This is a genomic window from Actinomycetota bacterium (assembly GCA_030776625.1).
Classification (GTDB): domain Bacteria; phylum Actinomycetota; class CADDZG01; order CADDZG01; family WHSQ01; genus MB1-2.
This window is the reverse complement of record JALYHL010000006.1, coordinates 160,934-177,694: the sequence shown is the minus strand read 5'-3', so window position 1 is coordinate 177,694 and position 16,761 is coordinate 160,934. Positions and strand designations below refer to the sequence as shown.

Below are 16,761 nucleotides of genomic sequence, written 5' to 3'. Positions count from 1 at the left end.
GCCGACCCCGGAAATCCGGCTGCGGATATCGGCCGCCGCCCTACTTGATCTTGAAGGACTTCTCGTTCTTGGGGGGCTCGCGATCGACCTGGACGCCTTGGACCTTGGCGCCCTTCGGGCCGGCGCGGCAGAGACCCACCACGCGGTAGACCTCGTCGCGCGGGCCCTCGAGCACCGCCTCGACGCGGCCGTCCCGGAGGTTGCGGACCCAGCCGGTGACTCCTTGCTCGTTGGCCTTGTCGGCGATGGCCTGGCGGAAGCCCAGACCCTGGACCTCCCCGGACACGAACACATGCACTCGCGTCCTATCTTCCAATTCGGCTCCTCCTGCTCATGGGGTTAAGGGCGGGATCCATCACGATTGACACTGCGGACAGAAGTAGGCGTCGGTACCGTCCATCGAGACCTTCTCTATGTGGTGGCGGCAGCGCGGGCAGAGCTCGCCGTCACGCTCGTAGACCTTGAGTTCCAGCTGGTACGTCCCGCTCTCGCCCTGGAGGTCACGGAACGGCAGCTCTCCGACGCTGGTCCCGCGCGCTTTGATCGAATCCTGAAAGGTCTCCATCAAAGCTCGGTAGAGGCGGCGGACGTCCTGCGAAGACAGCTTGTTCGAGGGGCGGTCCGGCCGGATCCCGGCGGTGAACAAGATCTCGTCCGCGTAGAGGGGGCCGAGCCCACAGATGAAGGAGCCGTCGATCATCAGCGCCCTCATCGGCGTCTCCTTGTCCTGCAGAACACCCGAGAAGTGGTTCCACGTGAACTGGTTGGTCAACGGGTCGATCGCGAAGGGCGGGTTCTCGCGCAGCGCTGCCACAGCCTCACCGTCGACCACCTGGACCTCGCTGGACAGCTTCGGGTCGATGATGCGGAGCTCGCCGCCGATCGTGAACGAGAGAACCACGTGCGTGTGCGTCTCCATCTCGGCGGACCCGCTCGTCTTCAACAACAACGCGGAACCTCCGAGGTTGACGGCGAAAGTGTTCCCCGTATCTAGCTCCATCAGCAACACCCTGCCGACGCGGTCCACCTTCTCGACCTTCGCCCCCTCGAGCAGATCCTGAAACTCCTTGCGGCGGCCGTGTCCCTTCACGATCTTCATCGCGTTGCGGTTGGCGCGCACCTCGACCGACTTGAAGCGCCGCCCCACGACTTCCTTCTCGAGGTCTCGCTTGAGCACCTCGATCTCAGGAAGCTCGAGCATCGCCCTGCTCCTTCTCGGCGGCCGCGAAACGTTCCAAGGCCTCGCGCGCTGCGGCCTGCTCCGCTTCCTTCTTGCTGCGCCCCGCGCCCGTGCCGTAGAGCTCGGGCCCTACGTAGACGTGGGCCGTATAACGGCGATCGTGATCTGGGCCGCTCGCCGCGACGCGGTAGGTCGGGAGCTCCGAGGTCGCCCGGACCACCACTTCCTGCAGAGCGGTCTTGGAGTCATAGCGGAACTCCGCCCCGAGAGCCACCTCGATCCTCTCCTCGAAGATCGGGACGAGGCATCGCCGCAACTCGTCGATCCCGCGCTCGAGGTATACCGCGCCGACGATGGCCTCGAACGTGTTCGCGAGGAGCGACGGTTTATCGCTGCCGCCCGAGACATCCTCACCCTTCCCGAGGCGGATGTGCTCTCCGACGCCGTGAGCGCGGGCGAGCTCGGCCAGAGCGGCCGTATTCACCACCGACGCCCGGAGGCGCGCCATCTCTCCTTCAGAGAGGTCGGGGTGATTGCGGTAGATCAGATCCGTCACGACCGCGCCCAAGATCGCGTCTCCCAGGAACTCGAGCCGCTCGTTGTGCGCAACCATCTCAGGTTGCTCGAAGGCAAACGATCGATGGGTGAGCGCCAGCTCGAACGTGTCACCCAGCTCGGCGGGAACCCCAAGGGCTTCGAGTCCCGCTCGAGGCTTACTCTGTCTCGACAGCCTGACGCCCCGCGTAGTACCCGCAGTTGCCGCAGACGCGGTGAGGCATCTTCGGCTGACGGCACTGGGGACAGGCGGAATAGGTCGGCGCCTCCGTCTTCCAGTGGGCGCGCCTCATCCGCATCTTTGATCTCGTCTTCCGCCGCTTCGGTACCGCCATGATCTCCTCCGCTTTCTGATCTAGTCCGCCGCCTACTGGGCGAGCTTGTCGCGCAACGCGTCCAGCGCAGCCCAGCGCGGATCGGACTCTGGTTCGGTGCAGGTGCAGTCATTCAGGTTCAGGTCCTTTCCGCAACGTGCGCAGAGTCCCTTGCAGTCCTCGTCGCACAACGGATTCAAAGGGAGCGCCAGCGTCAGCGCGTCGCGCAGCATCGGCTCGAGGTCCATCTCCAGCCCCCCCACGACGTAGGCATCCTCGTCCGGGGGTGGCTCGTGGCCGGGGGCGTAGAAGAGCTCGCACACATCGGCCGACACCCGCGTCGGCAGCTGCTTCAAGCAGCGGGCACACTGCAGGACGGCGGGTCCGGTGGCCCGACCCGTCACCAAGACGCCCTCCACCACGCTCTCGAGCCTCAGCTCCGCATCCAGGTCCTTCTGCAGGCGAGCGAGCGCGGTTCGTACCCCCGGCAGGGGCTTTGAGATGTGGATGTCCCGGTATGCCCCGGGGCGCCCCAGGATCTCGGCTACCGAGACCGATAGTTCATGCACGCGCGCGTCCCCATCCGATCGACCAAGTGGACCCGTCACGCCGGGCGCGAGGGGCGATTGATATTAGCAGACCTGCACGTTTTCCCAGGTCACAGGGGGTTTTCCGACAGGAAGAGCCTACAGCGCTTGGCCCGTCAGCTCCGCGCCATCGTACGGTCCCGGCTCGTTCACCGGCTCCTCCTGGGGAACCGCCACGACCTGAGCCTCGCCCTGCAGCTGCTCGCGGCCTCTGGCGACGACGGTGAGCGTCTTGTTCAGGAGGATCTCGAAGGCCGCCAGCTTCTGGTCGATGTAGTCCTCCGCCTCCAGCCGCATCCGCGCGCACCTCTCCTTGGCCTCGTCCAGCAGTCGCTCCGACTCTCGCTGCGCCGCGTGGACGATCTGCGTCCGGGATAGCAGGCGGTCTCTCTGCTCGGCGGCCTCGGTGACGATCCGCTCGGCTTCCTTGCGGGCTCGAGCCATGAGCTCGTCCCGATCGCGCGACATCCAGCGGGCCTCGCGGACCTCCTCGGGAACCGTTTCCTTCAATTGAGCCAAGAGCTCCAGGAACTCCGTGCGGTTGATCACCGCGCTGGATGAGAGAGGAACCGCTTTCGCCTCCTCGACGAGCGCCTGGAGCTCGTCGAGACGTTCGATCAGGTCCATCAGGGTGTCACCTTTCCTAATCCCGCTACTCAGCACAGCATCAGTGTCGCGCCGCAGCCGCCGCGTGTCTTTGCTATCCGGCCGCGAAACGTTCCTTCAGCGCGGCCGCGACCCTCTCGGGAACCAGTCCCTCCACAGCCCCGCCGAACCGCGCAACCTCCTTGACCAAGCTGGAGGACAGGAACGCCCAGGCAGGTTTCGCAGTGACGAACATCGTGTCGAGACCGGGCGCGAGAGCGGCGTTCATCTCGGCCATCTGGAGCTCGTACTCGAAGTCCGACACCGCCCTCAATCCCTTGACCACGACGGTGACGTCCTCGCGCCGCGCGAAGTCGACCAGCAGCCCGTCGAACGAATCGATCTCGACGTTCGCGAGATGCGAGAGCCCATCCGCCAGCATCTCCTGGCGTTCGGCCAGAGAGAACAGCGGCTTCTTCGACGGGTTGGCGATCACGGCCACGACGACGCGCTCGAAGTGTCGGGAGGTTCTCTCGATGACGTCGATGTGGCCGTTGGTGGGAGGGTCGAACGATCCGGGGCAGAGAGCCGCCGTCACTCCTCTTCCTCTTCGTGGCAGAACACGAGGATGCGCGACTGCCCGTACTCGCGCTCCCACAGGAGTTCGAGGCCGAACGGCTTCAGCTGTGCCTCCTTCACCGTCCGATGTACCACGATCCTGCCCTCGTCGGCCAGCCATCCGCCCGTGACCAGCGCCTCCAGGTCCGAGCGCACCTGGGCCAGGGGCATGTTGTAGGGCGGGTCCAGGAACACGAGGTCCATCCGGTCGTCCGCCGGCAGTCGGAGCGTCGTCTTGACGTCCGCCCACATCACCTCGGACGCGGCTTCGAAACCCGTCGCTTCTATGTTCGCCTCGAGCTTCACGATCGCCTCACGAGCCGTCTCCACGAAGATCGCTTGCTTGGCGCCCCGCGAGAGGGATTCGAGCCCGAGGGCGCCCGAGCCCGCGTAAAGGTCCAGCACCTTTACACCGCCGAGGTCTCCGAGGGCGGAGAAGACCGACTCCTTCATCATGTCGGTCATGGGTCGTGTGCCCATCGTCGGCGCCTTCAACCGGCGACCCTTGGCCGTCCCCGCGATAACCCGCATCCCTCAAATTTACCGGACGCTCACGCGCCCCGCTCGGCCGCCGCTACCTAAGCGCCTAAACGCCCGCCGTGGGGAGGTCGGACGCCCGAGGTCGCTCATGAGGCCGCGTCGACAGAGTCCTAGGCGACAGCCTCGGTCGGGCGGAGTGGCTAGGTCCGCAGCAGCGCCGCCCCTCGACGCCTGACGTAGGTGTCCTCGGTCCAACGATCGGAGAGTTAGATACTCAACCGGAATGACTGCAGACAGTTCCGAACCAGCGAAGATCAAGCTGCGGCGGCTCAGACGCGACGACTCTGACTTGGCTGAGGTAGCCGGTCAGTTGAACCGCACAGAGGAATGGGAGGACTTCGACAATCGATTCTCCGCTCACTCGCTGAGTGAGTTCCTGCAAGACGAAGATCACATATACCTGCTGGCGTACGTAGGTTCTGATCTGGCAGGCGCCGCTCACGCCTATCTGCTGCAACACCCCGCCGGCCACCTGGTTGTGTACATCGACGAAGTCGACACGGCTAAGCCGCATCGCCGACAAGGAGTGGCTACCGCTCTCATGAACGAGCTCCTGCTTTGGAGCCGCAAACGCGGAGCTAAAGAGGCTTGGCTCGGAACCGAGGATGACAACGAGCCGGCTAAAGCGCTCTACAGAAAACTGAATCCGCATGAGGAAGAGCTCGGGTGGATCTTCACGTACAACACCGAGCCTGAATCCAGCGTTCAGCGCCGCTGAGGCTTTCACGGCGACGCACGGATCCCGACGTGAGCTGCCGAGTGACGCTTGTAAGGAGCCACGCGCTCGGTCGAGGGTGTGCGCGTCAGCCGCTTTGGACGACGTCCAACGACTCCTCCGGGAAACGGTCCCGCATCTCCCGGGCCAGAGCGATGTGCTCGTACGCCCGCAGCTCGGGGTCGTAATCGAGCAGCTCCTCCGCCAGCGCGCGGGCTGTGGCGATCTCGTCTCGATGCTGCAGCACCCGTGCGAGCTTCAGCTCGGGCATCCCGGACTGTCGCGCACCGAACAGCTGGCCCTCCCCGCGCAACTCCAGATCCGCCTCCGCGAGCTCGAATCCGTCCGCGCTTGCGGCGACGGTGGCGAGTCGACGCGACGCGACCGCCACGTTCTCCTGTTGATCCGCCAGCGAGAGGTCGAGATCGGTCGCGAGAACGCAATAGGACGGGTGTCCCCCGCGCCCGACGCGCCCGCGCAGCTGGTGAAGCTGCGCCAGCCCGAACCGCTCCGCGTCCTCGATCAACATGACCGTCGCGTTCGGGATGTCGACCCCCACCTCGATCACCGTCGTAGCGACGAGCACGTCGGTCTTGCCGCTCCTGAACGCGGCCATCTCCTCTTCCTTGTCGGCGCTCTTCATGTCGCCGTGCACCAGACCGACGCGCAGGTCCGGGAACACGTCCGTTGCCAGTGGCGTCGCTTCTCCCTTGGCGCTGCGGAGCTCGACCTTGTCTGACTCGTCTCGCAGCGCGTACACGATGAAGGCCTGGCGGCCTTTGCTCACCTCGTTACGGATCAGGTCGTACGCCCGTGCGCGCTCTTTGTCGCCACAGACGATGGAGGTCGTGATCGGTTGCCGTCCCTTCGGAAGCTCGCGCAAGATCGATAGATCGAGGTCGCCGTACACGGTCACGGCAAGCGTCCGGGGGATGGCCGTAGCCGTCATCACGAGGATGTCGGGCTCCCCCGCCACGCCCTTCTCCCGCAGGCGCTTGCGTTGATGCACACCGAAGCGGTGCTGCTCGTCCACGATCGCCACCCCGAGGTGCTTGAACTCGACCGCGTCCTGGATCAGCGCGTGCGTCCCCAGCAGCAGGTCGACGTCGCCACGGGCGACCTCCGCCAGGATCTTCTCCCTCTCGGCGGCAGGCGTAGATCCCGTCAACAGCCGGACGACCGGCCGACGCGAGATGGACGCGAACAGGTTCCGGGCCTCATCGGCGCCGAAGGCGCGGTCGAGAAGCTCCGTCACCGTCAGGTGGTGTTGTTCCGCCAACACCTCGGTTGGGGCCATGAAAGCCGCTTGATGTCCACCGCCGATCGCGATCAGACACGCGTACAGCGCGACCACCGTCTTCCCCGAGCCAACCTCGCCTTCGACGAGACGATGCATCGGGTATCCCATGTTCATGTCGTGCGCAACGTCGTCGCATGCACGCCGCTGATCGCCCGTCAACTCGAACGGCAGCTGCGAGACGAAGACCTCGGCGACCGAGTCGGGGACAGGCAGTGGGTGCGGGATGCCCTGCACCGTGCGCTCGAGCTTCCTCTTGCGATAGACGAGGCCGAGCTGCAGCGTGAAGAGCTCGTCGAACACCAACCGGCGGCGGGCGGCCAGCACGTCTTCCTTGGCGTCCGGGAAGTGGATGATCCGCACAGCTTCGTCCCTCGTCATCATCCGAAGACGCGCCCTGAGCGACGGGGGCAGCGGGTCCATGATGCGATCGACCGCCTGCAGCGTCTCCCACATCACCCCACGCAGCTGGTCGCTGCTCATCTCCGCCGTTGCCGGATAGATCGGGATGATGCGTCCCACGTTGAACGGCTCGCTCCCATCGCGGATCCGCTCGAAGCGAGGCGCCGTCATCTCGAGCTTGCCCCTGAACTGGCTGAGGCGACCGTAGAAGAACGCTTCCGTCCCCTTCCGAAGCGCCTTCCCCACCCATTCCTGGTTGAACCAGGTGACGCCGATGCGGCCGGTCTCGTCACCGATCGTGCCCTTGATCATCGTTCGCTTCTTCGCCTTCGGATTCTTGCTGGGGATCTGGAACGGGGGCTTCATCTCCAGCACCCGCGCGTGCACCTGGATCTCTCCCAGCTCGCCCGACGCGGCGTCGCGCTTCAACTCCGCGACGGTCCGGAGTTGGGTTCGATCTACGTGGCGCCGGGGGTAGTGCTGGAGGAGGTCCTGCACGGAGAAGACACCGATCTTGCGCAGCGCTTCGGCACGTTTGCCCTGTATCCGAAGCGGCGTCCGGCGCCCGGGCGCGGCGAATAACTCGAGTCCTTTGGGGGGTGCAGCAACGGTCTCTTGCACACAGTCAACCCTAGTGGCGGCCCCGAACCGGGGCACGCATTTGGTAGCCTTGTCCGCCTTATGGCATCCGTATGCGACGTCTGCGGCAAGACCCCTGGGTTCGGGAACAACATCTCGCACTCCCACAGGCGGTCCCGCCGGCGCTTCAACCCGAACATCCAGAAGATGCGCGTCGTCGTGAACGGCGCGCCGAAGCGCGTCGCGGTGTGCACGAAGTGCCTCAAAGCGAACAAGGTCAGCCGCGCCGGATAGCCGCCGTCGTCAACTAGCTCGGTCTGCTGGGTAACGTCGGCAGGTGCCGAGCCTCCAGCAACTAACCGGTCGCGCCAAGACCCTCCTGGCGCGAGCGCGCCGGCGTTACGCCTTCATCGACATCGTCGCCGGGACGTTCGAGCGTTTCTCGGCCGACGACGCCGGCTCCTACGCGGCCGGGCTCACCTACTACACCTTCTTTTCGATCTTCCCGTTGTTGTTGCTGGCGGGGTCCCTCCTGGGTTACCTGACCGCCGACGACCCGGAGCTCCGCAGGGAACTGATCCGCAAAGGGGTGAACACGGTTCCCATACTGCGCGATGCCTTCAAGCCTGACGGCATCGACGCGATCATCGAGAACCGGCGCAACCTCGCGCTGTCCGGGCTCGTCCTTGCCCTCTATTCCGGATCCGGTGCGGTCGTTGCCTTGGAGCACGCGCTGAACAAGCTTCACAAGGTCGAGCAGGAGCCGGGCTTCATGAGCAAGAGGTTGCGCTCGCTGAAGTGGCTCGCGATCCTCGGCGTCCTCTCGGTCGCTGCCCTCGGCGCAGGCTCCGTCGCGGGGTTCGCGGAGGAGGTGCTGGGGCGAGGACCGCTGGTGACCGTCCTCGTTACGGTCGTCGCGGTAGGTCTGGCTGTGGCCGTGAACACGCTGGTGTTCGCTACGGCCTACAGGTTCCTTCCTGCCGTCCGGCACTCGTGGAGACAGGTGCTGCCGGGCGCCGTGGTCGCGGCGGTGTTGTTTCAGGGGCTCAACATCGGGGGAACGGCTTACCTGGCACGAGGTGAGACCGCCAGGAACGACACCTTCGGCACGTTCGCCGCTGCGGCTACGCTGCTGGTGGCTTCTTACTTGATCTCTCAGATCACGCTGCTGGCGGCAGAGGTCAACCTCGTGCTGGCGGACAGAAGCGGAGCAGGAACGACGGACGACGTGGATCGAGGAGGAGACGATGGGTCAATCACCAACGAGTGAGTCGGCACGGGGTCCGTCCTCTATCGGTTCTCGCCCGGGCGGCGGCGCGAGCTCAGACGGAGGTTCGGGCAAGTCCGCCGGGCAACTGATGAAAGAGGTGACGGAAGACCTGTCGACGCTGATCCGCAAAGAGATCGAGCTCGCGAAGCTCGAGGTCGGGGCGTCGGTGAGTGCGAAGCTGAAGGGAGTCGCGATCATCGGGATCGCCGCGGTTCTCGGGTTCTTCGCGCTGATCTTCCTGTTGCTGGCCATCCGCGACGGCCTGGACAACGCGATGGGCACCTGGCTTGCGGACCTGATCACAGCCGTGATCCTCATCGGGGCCGGAGCAGCGGGCGCTCTGATGGCAAAGAAGAAGCTGACGGCTCCTCTGAAGACGGACCTCACGAAGCAGACGATCAAGGAGGACGTGGAATGGGCCAAGACCCTCGGCAAACGGTAGACGAGATCGAGCAGACGCGCGAGGAGCTTGCGCGCAAGGTAGACGAGCTCGTCGACCGGGCGAAGGTCGAAGCCGGCGAAGTAGGGAAGAAGTTGACGATCGCCGGCGCCGCGCTGCTGGGACTCCTCCTCGTCGGTTACATCGCCAAGCGCCGCGTCGGCTAGGAAGTGCCGGCGTAGACACCGAGAAGAACGACTCAGGTCTCGCAGAGGGGCCGGCGAGGTACGGCTTCGGCCAACTGCTCGGCGAGTCGTGGGCCCTCCTGCGGGCGAACGCCCGCTGGTCCTTCACGATCTTCTGCGGTGTACATCTCGCTGCGGCGGCCGTCTCGTTCTTGATCCTGCTCGCGCTGAGATCGCCCGCTCCAGCCGCGGTGTTCGCCAGCCGGCTTGTGTCGGGCGTGATCGTCCCCACGTTCGCGGGGAGCATCTGTGTCGCGCTGCTCACGAAGTTCCTCCTCGCGAGCCGAGCGCGATCTCTGGGCGAAGACCCTCCGGCCCGTGTGACGAACGGGGCCGTCCTCGTCATGGCCTCGGTCGCTTCGGGAGTGGCGCTGGTCGCGGTGATCTTCCTCGGCGGGTACGGCGTCGTGCTTCTGCCTTTCTTCTATGGCCCCCCTGTCGCCATGCAGATCCTGATCGCCGAGAAACGGCCGCCGGGCGAGGCGGTCAGCGCCGCGCGCGAACGGCTGCGCGGCAACTGGCACACGATCGTCTACCTATTCGGCGTCGCCGTCGCCTCGGGGATCCTGGCGCTGGTTCCGGTGGGCGCGCTCTTCAGCCTTGCTGCGGACAGAGGCGACCTCCCGACGGTCGGCGCCGTAACCCTGGGCCGCGGCGCGCTGGTCGGCCTGTTCGCTACCTTCGCCGGAGTCATGCAGGTGACGCTCTACCTGCACCTCCGCGATACGCACGCGGTTCCTACCGATGGAGCTCCCATCCCGGGTTGACCGGGCCGAAGCCGGAGCCCAACCGCAACGACCGCCGGATAGCTCCCGAAACGAACGTCTTGCCGCGTTCCACGGCTTTCGGGAGCGCGTCGCCGGTCGCGAGATAGGCGCAGATCGCGGCGGAGAGGGCACACCCCGTGCCGTGCGTGTCTTCGGTGTCGTAGCGCGGCGCCGCGATCTCGCTGATCGCAGTGCCGTCGTAGAAGACGTCGATGGCGTCCTCCTCGCCGAGATGCCCGCCTTTGACCAACACGGCTCGCGAGCCGAACCGGCGCAGTTCCCGCGCGGCCTCCCTCACGTCCTCTAGCGTCCGGACCTCGGTTCCCAGCAGAGCACCCGCCTCAAAAGTATTCGGCGTGATGAGTGCGGCAACCGGGAACAACTCGCTCCGCAAGGCCTCCACTGCATCTTCCGCAAGCAGACGACTCCCGTGCTTCGACACGAAGACCGGGTCGACCACCAGTTTCTTTATCTCGTGAGCGCGAACCGCCTTGGCGACCGCGGTCACGATCTCGGCCGACGAGAGCATGCCGGTCTTCGCCGCGTCGATGCCGATGTCTGAGGCGACCGCCTCGATCTGCTCGGTGACGAAATCCGCCGGGACGTCGTGGACCCCGGTGACACCGACGGTGTTCTGCGCGGTCAAGGCCGTGACGGCGCTGGTCCCGTGACACCCGAGCGCGAAGAAGACCTTGAGATCGGCCTGGATCCCAGCGCCTCCGCCCGAGTCCGATCCCGCGATCGTGAGCGCACGCGGCAAGCCGGTCACGGACTCTGCAGGTGATCCCATCCTTGCTCCTTCAAACGACTCAGAGGGCGGCCTCCGATAAGGGCCTCGTCCTCTGTGATGACACCGATCTCAGAGAACCGCGTACCCAACGACTCCAGTGCGGACGCGGCCGCCGTCACATCTTCTCGACGCAGCGTGAGCAGAAGCTCGAAGTCCTCGCCCCCGAACAAAGCTGCGGTCCGATCATCCCCCACGCTGAGCGCAGGATCGACCGGGATCCGCGTCGGGTCGACCTCACAGCCCTTACCACTGGACACGAGCAGCCGATCGAGATCGACGACCAGGCCATCCGACACATCCATCATCGCCGACGGGCGCAGCTCTCTCAGAACCCGAGCCTCCGCCAGGCGCGGGCGCGGACGCTTGTGTCTCGTCACCAGGGGACCCTCTGCTGTGGGATCTTGTTGGAGAAGGGCGAGCCCGCCACTGGAGCCTCCGAAGCAACCGGTAACGCAGATCGCATCACCCATACGTGCGCCTGAACGTGGGATGGCCTGGTCGGTGGTTCCCAATGCCGCGGCCCCGACCACGATCCGGTCGGCCTCGCTGAGATCACCGCCCACGATCTCGACGTCCATAGCTTCGGCGGCCGCCACCACTCCGTCGATCAAGTCTTGTACGAAGCCGGTGCGCGTCGAGCGCGGCATGCACAGGGTGATCAGGGCCTTCCACGGGTCGCCACCCATGGCGGCGATGTCGGAAGCGTTGATCGCGATCACCTTCCAGCCCACATCGGACCCGGAGAAGTAACTCAGCTCGAAGTCGACCCCTTCCACCATCGAGTCGGTGGTGAAGACGATGCGGGGGCCGCGCGGCGCGAAGACGGCAGCGTCATCACCGATCCCGAGCTCGCCGGGGGCCGCAGGGAACCGCTCCTTCAGAAGCGCCACGAGCGCGTTCTCGCCAAGGTCCGAGACCGGAGCGTCGGAGGAAACCATCGCTTGCTGAGAGCCGAGCCCTATTCCTGGACGGGACCCGCCTGCGTCACCTCGGCCGGAACGGAGTCCGCGAAGCGTTCGAAGTTCTTGACGAACATCCGCGCTAACTCCCTCGCCTGCTCGTCGTAGGCAGCCGGGTCGTCCCACGTCCCTTGCGGATCCAGGACCTCATCCGGCACCCCCGGACACGAGACGGGCACGTCGAGGTTGAAGATCGGGTGCCGCCTCGTCTGCACCTGCACCAGCGCACCGCCGGTCGCGGCCTCGACCATGGCTCGCGTCGCGGGCAGATCCATCCGCTTGCCGACGCCGAACGGGCCACCGGTCCAACCCGTGTTCACGAGGTACACGCTCGCGCCATGCCTCGCCACGCGCTCGCCGAGCATCTGCGCGTAGACCCCGGGCCGCAGGGGCAGGAACGGTGCGCCGAATCCAGTGGAGAACGTCGCCTCGGGTTCGGCTCCGAGACCAGCCTCGGTGCCCGCGAGCTTCGCGGTGAAGCCGGAGAGGAAGTGATACATCGCGGCGTTGTGATCGAGACGAGATACGGGTGGCAGCACGCCGAAGGCGTCTGCGGTCAGGAACACGATCGTTTGCGCGTGCCCCGCGCGCCCCTCGGGGATGAAGCCATCGATGAACTCGAGCGGGTAGGCGACCCGGGTGTTCTCGGTGATCGACGAGTCGGTGTAGTCCACCTGCCGGCTGTCTGGATCGACGACCACGTTCTCGACGACCGATCCGAAGCGGATCGCGTTCCAGATCTGGGGTTCGTTCCTCTGCGAGAGGTTGATGCACTTCGCGTAACAGCCGCCCTCGAAGTTGAAGATCCCGTTGTCCGACCAGCCGTGCTCGTCGTCCCCGATCAGGCGGCGGCGCGGGTCGGCCGAGAGCGTGGTCTTGCCGGTGCCGGACAGCCCGAAGAACAGCGCGACGTCGCCGGCCTCTCCGACGTTCGAGGAGCAATGCATCGGAAGCACGCCCTGCTGTGGGAACAGATAGTTCGCAGAGGTGAAGAGGGATTTCTTCATCTCACCCGCGTAGCGGGTTCCGCAGATCAGGATCTGCTTCCGCTCGATGTCGATGCCGATGAAGGTCTCTGAGTTGGTGCCGTCGCGTTCCGGCACAGCTTGGAAGCTCGGCGCGCCGACAAGCGTGAAGTCGGGCTCGAAGGAGGCGAGCTCTTCACGACTGGGCCTGCGGAACAATTGCAGGGCGAACAACGCGTGCCACGCGAGCTCGCTGATCACCCTCAGGTGGATCTGGTTATCCGGATCCGCGCCGACGATGCCGTCTACGACGAACAGGTCGCGACCCTCGAGGTGGTGGCGGACCCGATCGAACAGAGCGTCGAAAACCTCTGGCTCAACCGGCTGATTCGTCTGGCCCCAATCGATCTTGCTCTTCGAGTCGCCGTGAGCGACGAAGAATCGATCCCGAGGCGAGCGGCCGGTTCGTGGCGTCGTGTTCGTCACCAGGGCACCCGACCGGGCAAGCACGCCCTCGCCGCGGGCAACGCTCATCTCGATCAGCTGAGGCGGGCTCACGTTCCGATAGACGTTCCCCGGCCGCGCGATACCGGCCATTCCCTGCGGTCGCATCATCTCTCCTTGCTGGTGAGACATATGAGGAAGATGCGAGCTTACCCGGCGGCCTCCTAGGGGCCCTTTGCTACACTCCGCACACTTTTCCAAGACCTTTTCGAGGAGGACGAGGTGGCTGACGTCCAGGCATACATCCTGATCCAGACCGAGGTTGGCAAAGCCGCGCAGGTCGCGAAAGAGGTGCGAGAGATCGAGGGTGTCGACGCGGCCGAAGACGTAACCGGTCCCTACGACGTCATCGTGCGCGCGAGCGCGCCCAACGTCGACGACCTCGGGAAGTTGGTCGTCGCGCGCATCCAAGCTGTCGAGGGGATCACCCGTACCTTGACTTGCCCCGTCGTTCACCTCTGATACCGGCTGAACGTCAAGCGTGACCCGGCGGGCGCGGGCTTAGGCACGCGCTCCGTCCATCCCCCGAGACCACCACGCCAGCCCGGCGAACCGATAGCCCCGGTGCTGGAGCCGTCGACCACCTACGCTTTCTCGGACACAGACGAGTTCGCCCTGGCGACGGAGGCGAAGACCGGCTCCGGTTACGTCTACACCCGCTGGGCGAACCCGACGATCGACGCGTTCGAAGCCGCCGTCGCCGGTTTGGAGGGTGCGCCCGACGCCGAGGCGTTCTCGTCCGGGATGGCGGCGATCTCGGCCGTGTTCTTGTCGCTGTGCTCGTCGGGTGACCGCATAGTCGCGGCACGCCAGCTCTACGGCGGGTCCTACTCCGTGCTGTCCCACACGCTGCCGCGGTACGGGATCACCACCACGTTCGCGGACGTGTCGGATCTCGACACGCTCGCGGCTGCATGTCGCGGGGCGAAGCTGCTGTACTGCGAGACGATCGGCAATCCAGTCGTTGAAGTAGCGGACCTCCCCCGTCTCGCAGCGATAGCCGAAGACGCCGGGATCCCGCTGGTAGTCGACAACACCTTCGCGAGCCCGATCCTCTGCAGACCGATCGAGCACGGCGCCACGATGGTGGTGCACTCGGCGACGAAGTTCCTCGGCGGCCACCACGATCTGACCGGCGGCGTCCTCTGCTCGTCGCGCGAGGCACTCGAACCGGTGAAGGAGCTAGCGCGCGAGCTTGGGCCGACGCTGGCCCCGTTCTCCGCGTGGCTCGCGCTGCGCGGGCTGGCGACGTTGCATCTCCGCGTCGAGCGCTCCTCCGATAGCGCTCTTGCCGTGGGGCAGGCACTGATTGGCCGCGACGACGTGGAGTCGGTGAACTACCCCGCTCTAGAGGACGACGCCGCTCACGAGCTAACGGCCAAGCTCTTGGGGGGCCGGGGGGGCGGGACACTGGGGTTCTCGGTGGCGGGCGGAAGAGAGCGGGCAGCGCGGTTCCAGAGCGCGCTCCGCCTGATCCGCCCCGCCGCGTCGCTAGGCGGCACTCACTCGCTGATCGTCCACGCCGCGACGGTCACGCACACGCAGCTCTCGAAAGAGGAGCTGGAAGCCGTCGGTATCTCGGAAGGCTTCTGCCGGCTGTCGGTCGGGCTGGAGGACGTGGACGACATCTTGGACGACCTCGAGCAGGCCCTGGAAAGAAGCCGCTAGGTAACCTTCGTCTCGAGGTACTCCTCTATCCCGGCCAGCTCGGACCGGATCTCGCGCGACAGGAGATCGGCGACGACATCGTTGAGGCTCTGGCCCTCGTGACAGATCTTGACGACGTTCTCGGTTATCGGCATCCACACGTCTGCCTCGAGCCCCAGCTCCAGGATCGGCTTACAGCTCTTCACGCCCTCCGCGACCATGTTCATGGAGCCGATGATCTCGTCGATCTTGCGTCCCTTGCCCAGCTCGATCCCGACGGAGTGGTTGCGGGACTGTGGGCTCGCACAGGTCGCCATGAGGTCGCCTACACCTGCGAGGCCTAGGAACGTCAGGGGCTGCGCCCCGAACTTGACGCTGAAGCGGGCCATCTCCGCGAGCCCTCGTGTCATGACCGTCGCCTTGGTGTTATCGCCGAAGCCGAGCCCGTCCGCCATACCCGCTGCGATCGCGATGACGTTCTTGAACGCGCCGCCCAGCTCGCAGCCGACGACGTCGGTGCTGGTGTAGCAGCGAAACGTGGGCGCGTGGAAGATGTCCTGCAATCTGCGCGCCGTCGTCTCGTCGCGGCACGCAACGGTGGAAGCGGCCGGGAACCCTTGCACGACCTCCTTCGCAAGGTTCGGCCCCGTCAACATCGACACGCAGGCCTCCGAGATCCCGTCTACCTCCTCCTCCAGCACCTGAGACATCCGCTTGCGCGTGTCCACCTCTAGACCCTTCGTAAGACTCGTGTAGCACGGACGCGCTCCGGCGATCGTCCCCACCTCCCTCAGCACCTTCCGGAAACCGTGAGAGGGAACTCCCATCACAACCACGTCGGCGCCGACCACTGCCCTCTCCAGATCGGCAGTCGCCACGAGCGCCTCCGGCAGCCGCACGTTCGGCAGGTACTCGGGGTTCTCGTGGTAGAGGTTGATGGTCTCCGCCAGCTCGGGTCGGCGCGCCCACAGTACGGTTTCGTACTGGTTCTTCGCGGCCACGAGGGACGCGGTCGCGGTCCCCCACGAACCGGCGCCGATGAACGCGATCTTGGTCATGCAGCCCTCTTCCTCGTGCGCCTGCGGTCCGGAACCGCGGGGCGGAGGCTCGCGACCAGCCGCGCGATCTCCCCCATCACGATCTCGCCGCACCGCCGCCAGTCATCCGTCGAGCTCGGGTCCCCCGTCATCTTCATAGGTTGCCCTACGCGAACCATGATGTCTTGCTTCGGAGGCCACCACCTGGTCGCGAAGTCCTTCGGCCAGATGTTCGCCGTCCCCCACAACCCGCAAGGGGTGACGTCGATACCGGACGCGAGCGCGAGTCGCGCCATGCCCGTCTTCGCCTCCATCGGGTTCAGATCGGGATCGGACGTGATCGTCCCCTCGGGAAAGATCACGATCACCTCGCCCCGCTCAAGAGCGCGAAGTGCCGTGTCCAACGCCATAGGCGCCTGCGCGGTCCCCCGCTGAACGGGGATCTGGCCACATCCCTTCAAGATCCAGCTGATGCGTGGGTCGTCGAACAGCTCGGCCTTCGCCAGGAACCGCGGCCGCCGGCCCGCTAGGTCTACCGCGTACGCGGCCGCGAAGGGATCCAGGAAAGCTATGTGGTTGAAGGCGAGGATCGCCGGCCCGTGATCCGGGATCCTTTCCAGGCCCTCGATGCTCCACCGGAACCAGCTCATCCACGGCTTGACGATGCTCTTCGCCAACCAGTAGGTGAAGTCCATCTCCCTCCGGGCGCAGCAGTGACGTCTGCTCTCTTGTGGGTCGAGCATCATACGTAGAGGCCCCGTGAAGCCGATGCCGGCGCGCGTTGCAGGCGGTCGAATAACGTCGTCTAGCTGGCTGTTTGCATGGC

At 65.7% G+C, this 16,761-nt stretch carries 22 protein-coding genes; 8 read left to right on the top strand and 14 right to left on the bottom strand.

The window, feature by feature from the left end; genetic code table 11:
• Window positions 1–40: 40 nt before the first annotated feature.
• The 8 genes from M3N53_11225 to rsmD form a co-directional block, all read right to left on the bottom strand.
• Window positions 41–316 carry an acylphosphatase gene (locus M3N53_11225; protein ID MDP9068899.1) on the bottom strand — a complete coding sequence of 92 codons (276 nt, stop codon included), beginning with the start codon at window positions 314–316 and terminating at the stop codon, window positions 41–43.
• A 39-nt stretch (window positions 317–355) separates the two neighbouring features.
• Window positions 356–1,201: a hypothetical protein gene (locus M3N53_11220; protein MDP9068898.1), complete on the bottom strand. Its 846-nt coding sequence runs from the start codon at window positions 1,199–1,201 to the stop codon at window positions 356–358.
• Complete coding sequence (rnc, locus tag M3N53_11215; protein MDP9068897.1) at window positions 1,185–1,793, bottom strand: ribonuclease III; 609 nt, start codon at window positions 1,791–1,793, stop codon at window positions 1,185–1,187. The genes M3N53_11220 and rnc overlap by 17 nt, the downstream gene beginning before the upstream one ends.
• 100 nt (window positions 1,794–1,893) lie before the next feature.
• Window positions 1,894–2,070, bottom strand: a complete 177-nt coding sequence (rpmF, locus tag M3N53_11210; GenBank protein MDP9068896.1) for a 50S ribosomal protein L32 — start codon at window positions 2,068–2,070, stop codon at window positions 1,894–1,896.
• 32 nt (window positions 2,071–2,102) lie between these two features.
• Window positions 2,103–2,618 carry a DUF177 domain-containing protein gene (locus tag M3N53_11205; protein ID MDP9068895.1) on the bottom strand — a complete coding sequence of 172 codons (516 nt, stop codon included), beginning with the start codon at window positions 2,616–2,618 and terminating at the stop codon, window positions 2,103–2,105.
• Between the two features lie 117 nt (window positions 2,619–2,735).
• The gene (locus M3N53_11200; protein MDP9068894.1) at window positions 2,736–3,263 is read right to left on the bottom strand and encodes a hypothetical protein; all 528 of its coding nucleotides are present in this window, start codon (window positions 3,261–3,263) and stop codon (window positions 2,736–2,738) included.
• A 73-nt stretch (window positions 3,264–3,336) separates the two neighbouring features.
• Window positions 3,337–3,819, bottom strand: a complete 483-nt coding sequence (gene coaD / locus M3N53_11195) for a pantetheine-phosphate adenylyltransferase (GenBank protein MDP9068893.1) — start codon at window positions 3,817–3,819, stop codon at window positions 3,337–3,339.
• Complete coding sequence (gene rsmD, locus M3N53_11190) at window positions 3,816–4,370, bottom strand: 16S rRNA (guanine(966)-N(2))-methyltransferase RsmD (GenBank protein MDP9068892.1); 555 nt, start codon at window positions 4,368–4,370, stop codon at window positions 3,816–3,818. Before rsmD ends, coaD begins: the two co-directional genes overlap by 4 nt.
• Before the next feature lie 232 nt (window positions 4,371–4,602).
• Between rsmD and M3N53_11185 the strand changes: the two genes are divergently transcribed.
• Window positions 4,603–5,097, top strand: coding sequence for a GNAT family N-acetyltransferase (locus tag M3N53_11185; protein ID MDP9068891.1), 495 nt, complete (start codon window positions 4,603–4,605; stop codon window positions 5,095–5,097).
• 85 nt (window positions 5,098–5,182) lie between these two features.
• Here the strand turns inward: M3N53_11185 and recG are convergent, their stop codons facing one another.
• Window positions 5,183–7,414 (bottom strand): ATP-dependent DNA helicase RecG, encoded by a 2,232-nt coding sequence (gene recG / locus M3N53_11180; GenBank protein MDP9068890.1) that lies wholly within the window; start codon window positions 7,412–7,414, stop codon window positions 5,183–5,185.
• Window positions 7,415–7,474: 60 nt separating this feature from the next.
• Here recG and rpmB point away from each other — a divergent pair, with 60 nt between their 5' ends.
• The 5 genes from rpmB to M3N53_11155 all read left to right on the top strand — a co-directional run bounded on the left by rpmB (window position 7,475) and on the right by M3N53_11155 (window position 10,033).
• Complete coding sequence (gene rpmB / locus M3N53_11175) at window positions 7,475–7,666, top strand: 50S ribosomal protein L28 (protein ID MDP9068889.1); 192 nt, start codon at window positions 7,475–7,477, stop codon at window positions 7,664–7,666.
• A 43-nt stretch (window positions 7,667–7,709) separates the two neighbouring features.
• Entirely contained in the window at window positions 7,710–8,642 is a 933-nt protein-coding gene (locus M3N53_11170) for a YihY/virulence factor BrkB family protein (GenBank protein ID MDP9068888.1), read from the top strand.
• Window positions 8,620–9,084: a phage holin family protein gene (locus tag M3N53_11165; protein MDP9068887.1), complete on the top strand. Its 465-nt coding sequence runs from the start codon at window positions 8,620–8,622 to the stop codon at window positions 9,082–9,084. The genes M3N53_11170 and M3N53_11165 overlap by 23 nt, the downstream gene beginning before the upstream one ends.
• Window positions 9,057–9,248: a DUF3618 domain-containing protein gene (locus tag M3N53_11160; GenBank protein ID MDP9068886.1), complete on the top strand. Its 192-nt coding sequence runs from the start codon at window positions 9,057–9,059 to the stop codon at window positions 9,246–9,248. Before M3N53_11165 ends, M3N53_11160 begins: the two co-directional genes overlap by 28 nt.
• A gap of 170 nt (window positions 9,249–9,418) precedes the next feature.
• Window positions 9,419–10,033 carry a hypothetical protein gene (locus tag M3N53_11155; GenBank protein ID MDP9068885.1) on the top strand — a complete coding sequence of 205 codons (615 nt, stop codon included), beginning with the start codon at window positions 9,419–9,421 and terminating at the stop codon, window positions 10,031–10,033.
• Here the strand turns inward: M3N53_11155 and thiD are convergent.
• The 3 genes from thiD to pckA are packed head-to-tail and all read right to left on the bottom strand — an operon-like array spanning window position 10,005 to window position 13,362.
• Window positions 10,005–10,823, bottom strand: a complete 819-nt coding sequence (gene thiD, locus M3N53_11150; protein ID MDP9068884.1) for a bifunctional hydroxymethylpyrimidine kinase/phosphomethylpyrimidine kinase — start codon at window positions 10,821–10,823, stop codon at window positions 10,005–10,007. The two genes, M3N53_11155 and thiD, sit on opposite strands and share 29 nt — an antisense overlap.
• Entirely contained in the window at window positions 10,799–11,761 is a 963-nt protein-coding gene (gene thiL, locus M3N53_11145; protein MDP9068883.1) for a thiamine-phosphate kinase, read from the bottom strand. The genes thiD and thiL overlap by 25 nt, the downstream gene beginning before the upstream one ends.
• A 20-nt stretch (window positions 11,762–11,781) precedes the next feature.
• Window positions 11,782–13,362 (bottom strand): phosphoenolpyruvate carboxykinase (ATP), encoded by a 1,581-nt coding sequence (gene pckA, locus M3N53_11140; GenBank protein MDP9068882.1) that lies wholly within the window; start codon window positions 13,360–13,362, stop codon window positions 11,782–11,784.
• Window positions 13,363–13,473: 111 nt separating this feature from the next.
• Between pckA and M3N53_11135 the strand changes: the two genes are divergently transcribed.
• Together M3N53_11135 and M3N53_11130 are read left to right on the top strand one after the other, a co-directional pair.
• Window positions 13,474–13,713: an Lrp/AsnC ligand binding domain-containing protein gene (locus M3N53_11135; GenBank protein MDP9068881.1), complete on the top strand. Its 240-nt coding sequence runs from the start codon at window positions 13,474–13,476 to the stop codon at window positions 13,711–13,713.
• A gap of 102 nt (window positions 13,714–13,815) precedes the next feature.
• A complete protein-coding gene (locus M3N53_11130; protein MDP9068880.1) occupies window positions 13,816–14,919 on the top strand; it encodes an aminotransferase class I/II-fold pyridoxal phosphate-dependent enzyme in 1,104 nt (367 codons plus the stop codon).
• Here the strand turns inward: M3N53_11130 and M3N53_11125 are convergent.
• Window positions 14,916–15,956: an NAD(P)-dependent glycerol-3-phosphate dehydrogenase gene (locus tag M3N53_11125; protein ID MDP9068879.1), complete on the bottom strand. Its 1,041-nt coding sequence runs from the start codon at window positions 15,954–15,956 to the stop codon at window positions 14,916–14,918. The two genes, M3N53_11130 and M3N53_11125, sit on opposite strands and share 4 nt — an antisense overlap.
• Complete coding sequence (locus M3N53_11120) at window positions 15,953–16,630, bottom strand: 1-acyl-sn-glycerol-3-phosphate acyltransferase (protein ID MDP9068878.1); 678 nt, start codon at window positions 16,628–16,630, stop codon at window positions 15,953–15,955. Before M3N53_11120 ends, M3N53_11125 begins: the two co-directional genes overlap by 4 nt.
• Window positions 16,631–16,761: the final 131 nt, after the last annotated feature.

Excerpts from the sequence above, each read along its gene's own strand:
- M3N53_11220 (MDP9068898.1), bottom strand. The coding sequence starts at position 1,201 with ATGCTCGAGCTTCCTGAGATCGAGGTGCTCAAGCGAGACCTCGAGAAG.
- rnc (MDP9068897.1), bottom strand. The coding sequence starts at position 1,793 with ATGGTTGCGCACAACGAGCGGCTCGAGTTCCTGGGAGACGCGATCTTG.
- rpmF (MDP9068896.1), bottom strand. The coding sequence starts at position 2,070 with ATGGCGGTACCGAAGCGGCGGAAGACGAGATCAAAGATGCGGATGAGG.
- M3N53_11200 (MDP9068894.1), bottom strand. The coding sequence starts at position 3,263 with ATGGACCTGATCGAACGTCTCGACGAGCTCCAGGCGCTCGTCGAGGAG.
- rsmD (MDP9068892.1), bottom strand. The coding sequence starts at position 4,370 with ATGCGGGTTATCGCGGGGACGGCCAAGGGTCGCCGGTTGAAGGCGCCG.
- M3N53_11185 (MDP9068891.1), top strand. The coding sequence starts at position 4,603 with ATGACTGCAGACAGTTCCGAACCAGCGAAGATCAAGCTGCGGCGGCTC.
- rpmB (MDP9068889.1), top strand. The coding sequence starts at position 7,475 with ATGGCATCCGTATGCGACGTCTGCGGCAAGACCCCTGGGTTCGGGAAC.
- M3N53_11165 (MDP9068887.1), top strand. The coding sequence starts at position 8,620 with ATGGGTCAATCACCAACGAGTGAGTCGGCACGGGGTCCGTCCTCTATC.
- M3N53_11160 (MDP9068886.1), top strand. The coding sequence starts at position 9,057 with ATGGGCCAAGACCCTCGGCAAACGGTAGACGAGATCGAGCAGACGCGC.
- thiD (MDP9068884.1), bottom strand. The coding sequence starts at position 10,823 with ATGGGATCACCTGCAGAGTCCGTGACCGGCTTGCCGCGTGCGCTCACG.
- thiL (MDP9068883.1), bottom strand. The coding sequence starts at position 11,761 with ATGGTTTCCTCCGACGCTCCGGTCTCGGACCTTGGCGAGAACGCGCTC.
- pckA (MDP9068882.1), bottom strand. The coding sequence starts at position 13,362 with ATGATGCGACCGCAGGGAATGGCCGGTATCGCGCGGCCGGGGAACGTC.
- M3N53_11125 (MDP9068879.1), bottom strand. The coding sequence starts at position 15,956 with ATGACCAAGATCGCGTTCATCGGCGCCGGTTCGTGGGGGACCGCGACC.
- M3N53_11120 (MDP9068878.1), bottom strand. The coding sequence starts at position 16,630 with ATGGACTTCACCTACTGGTTGGCGAAGAGCATCGTCAAGCCGTGGATG.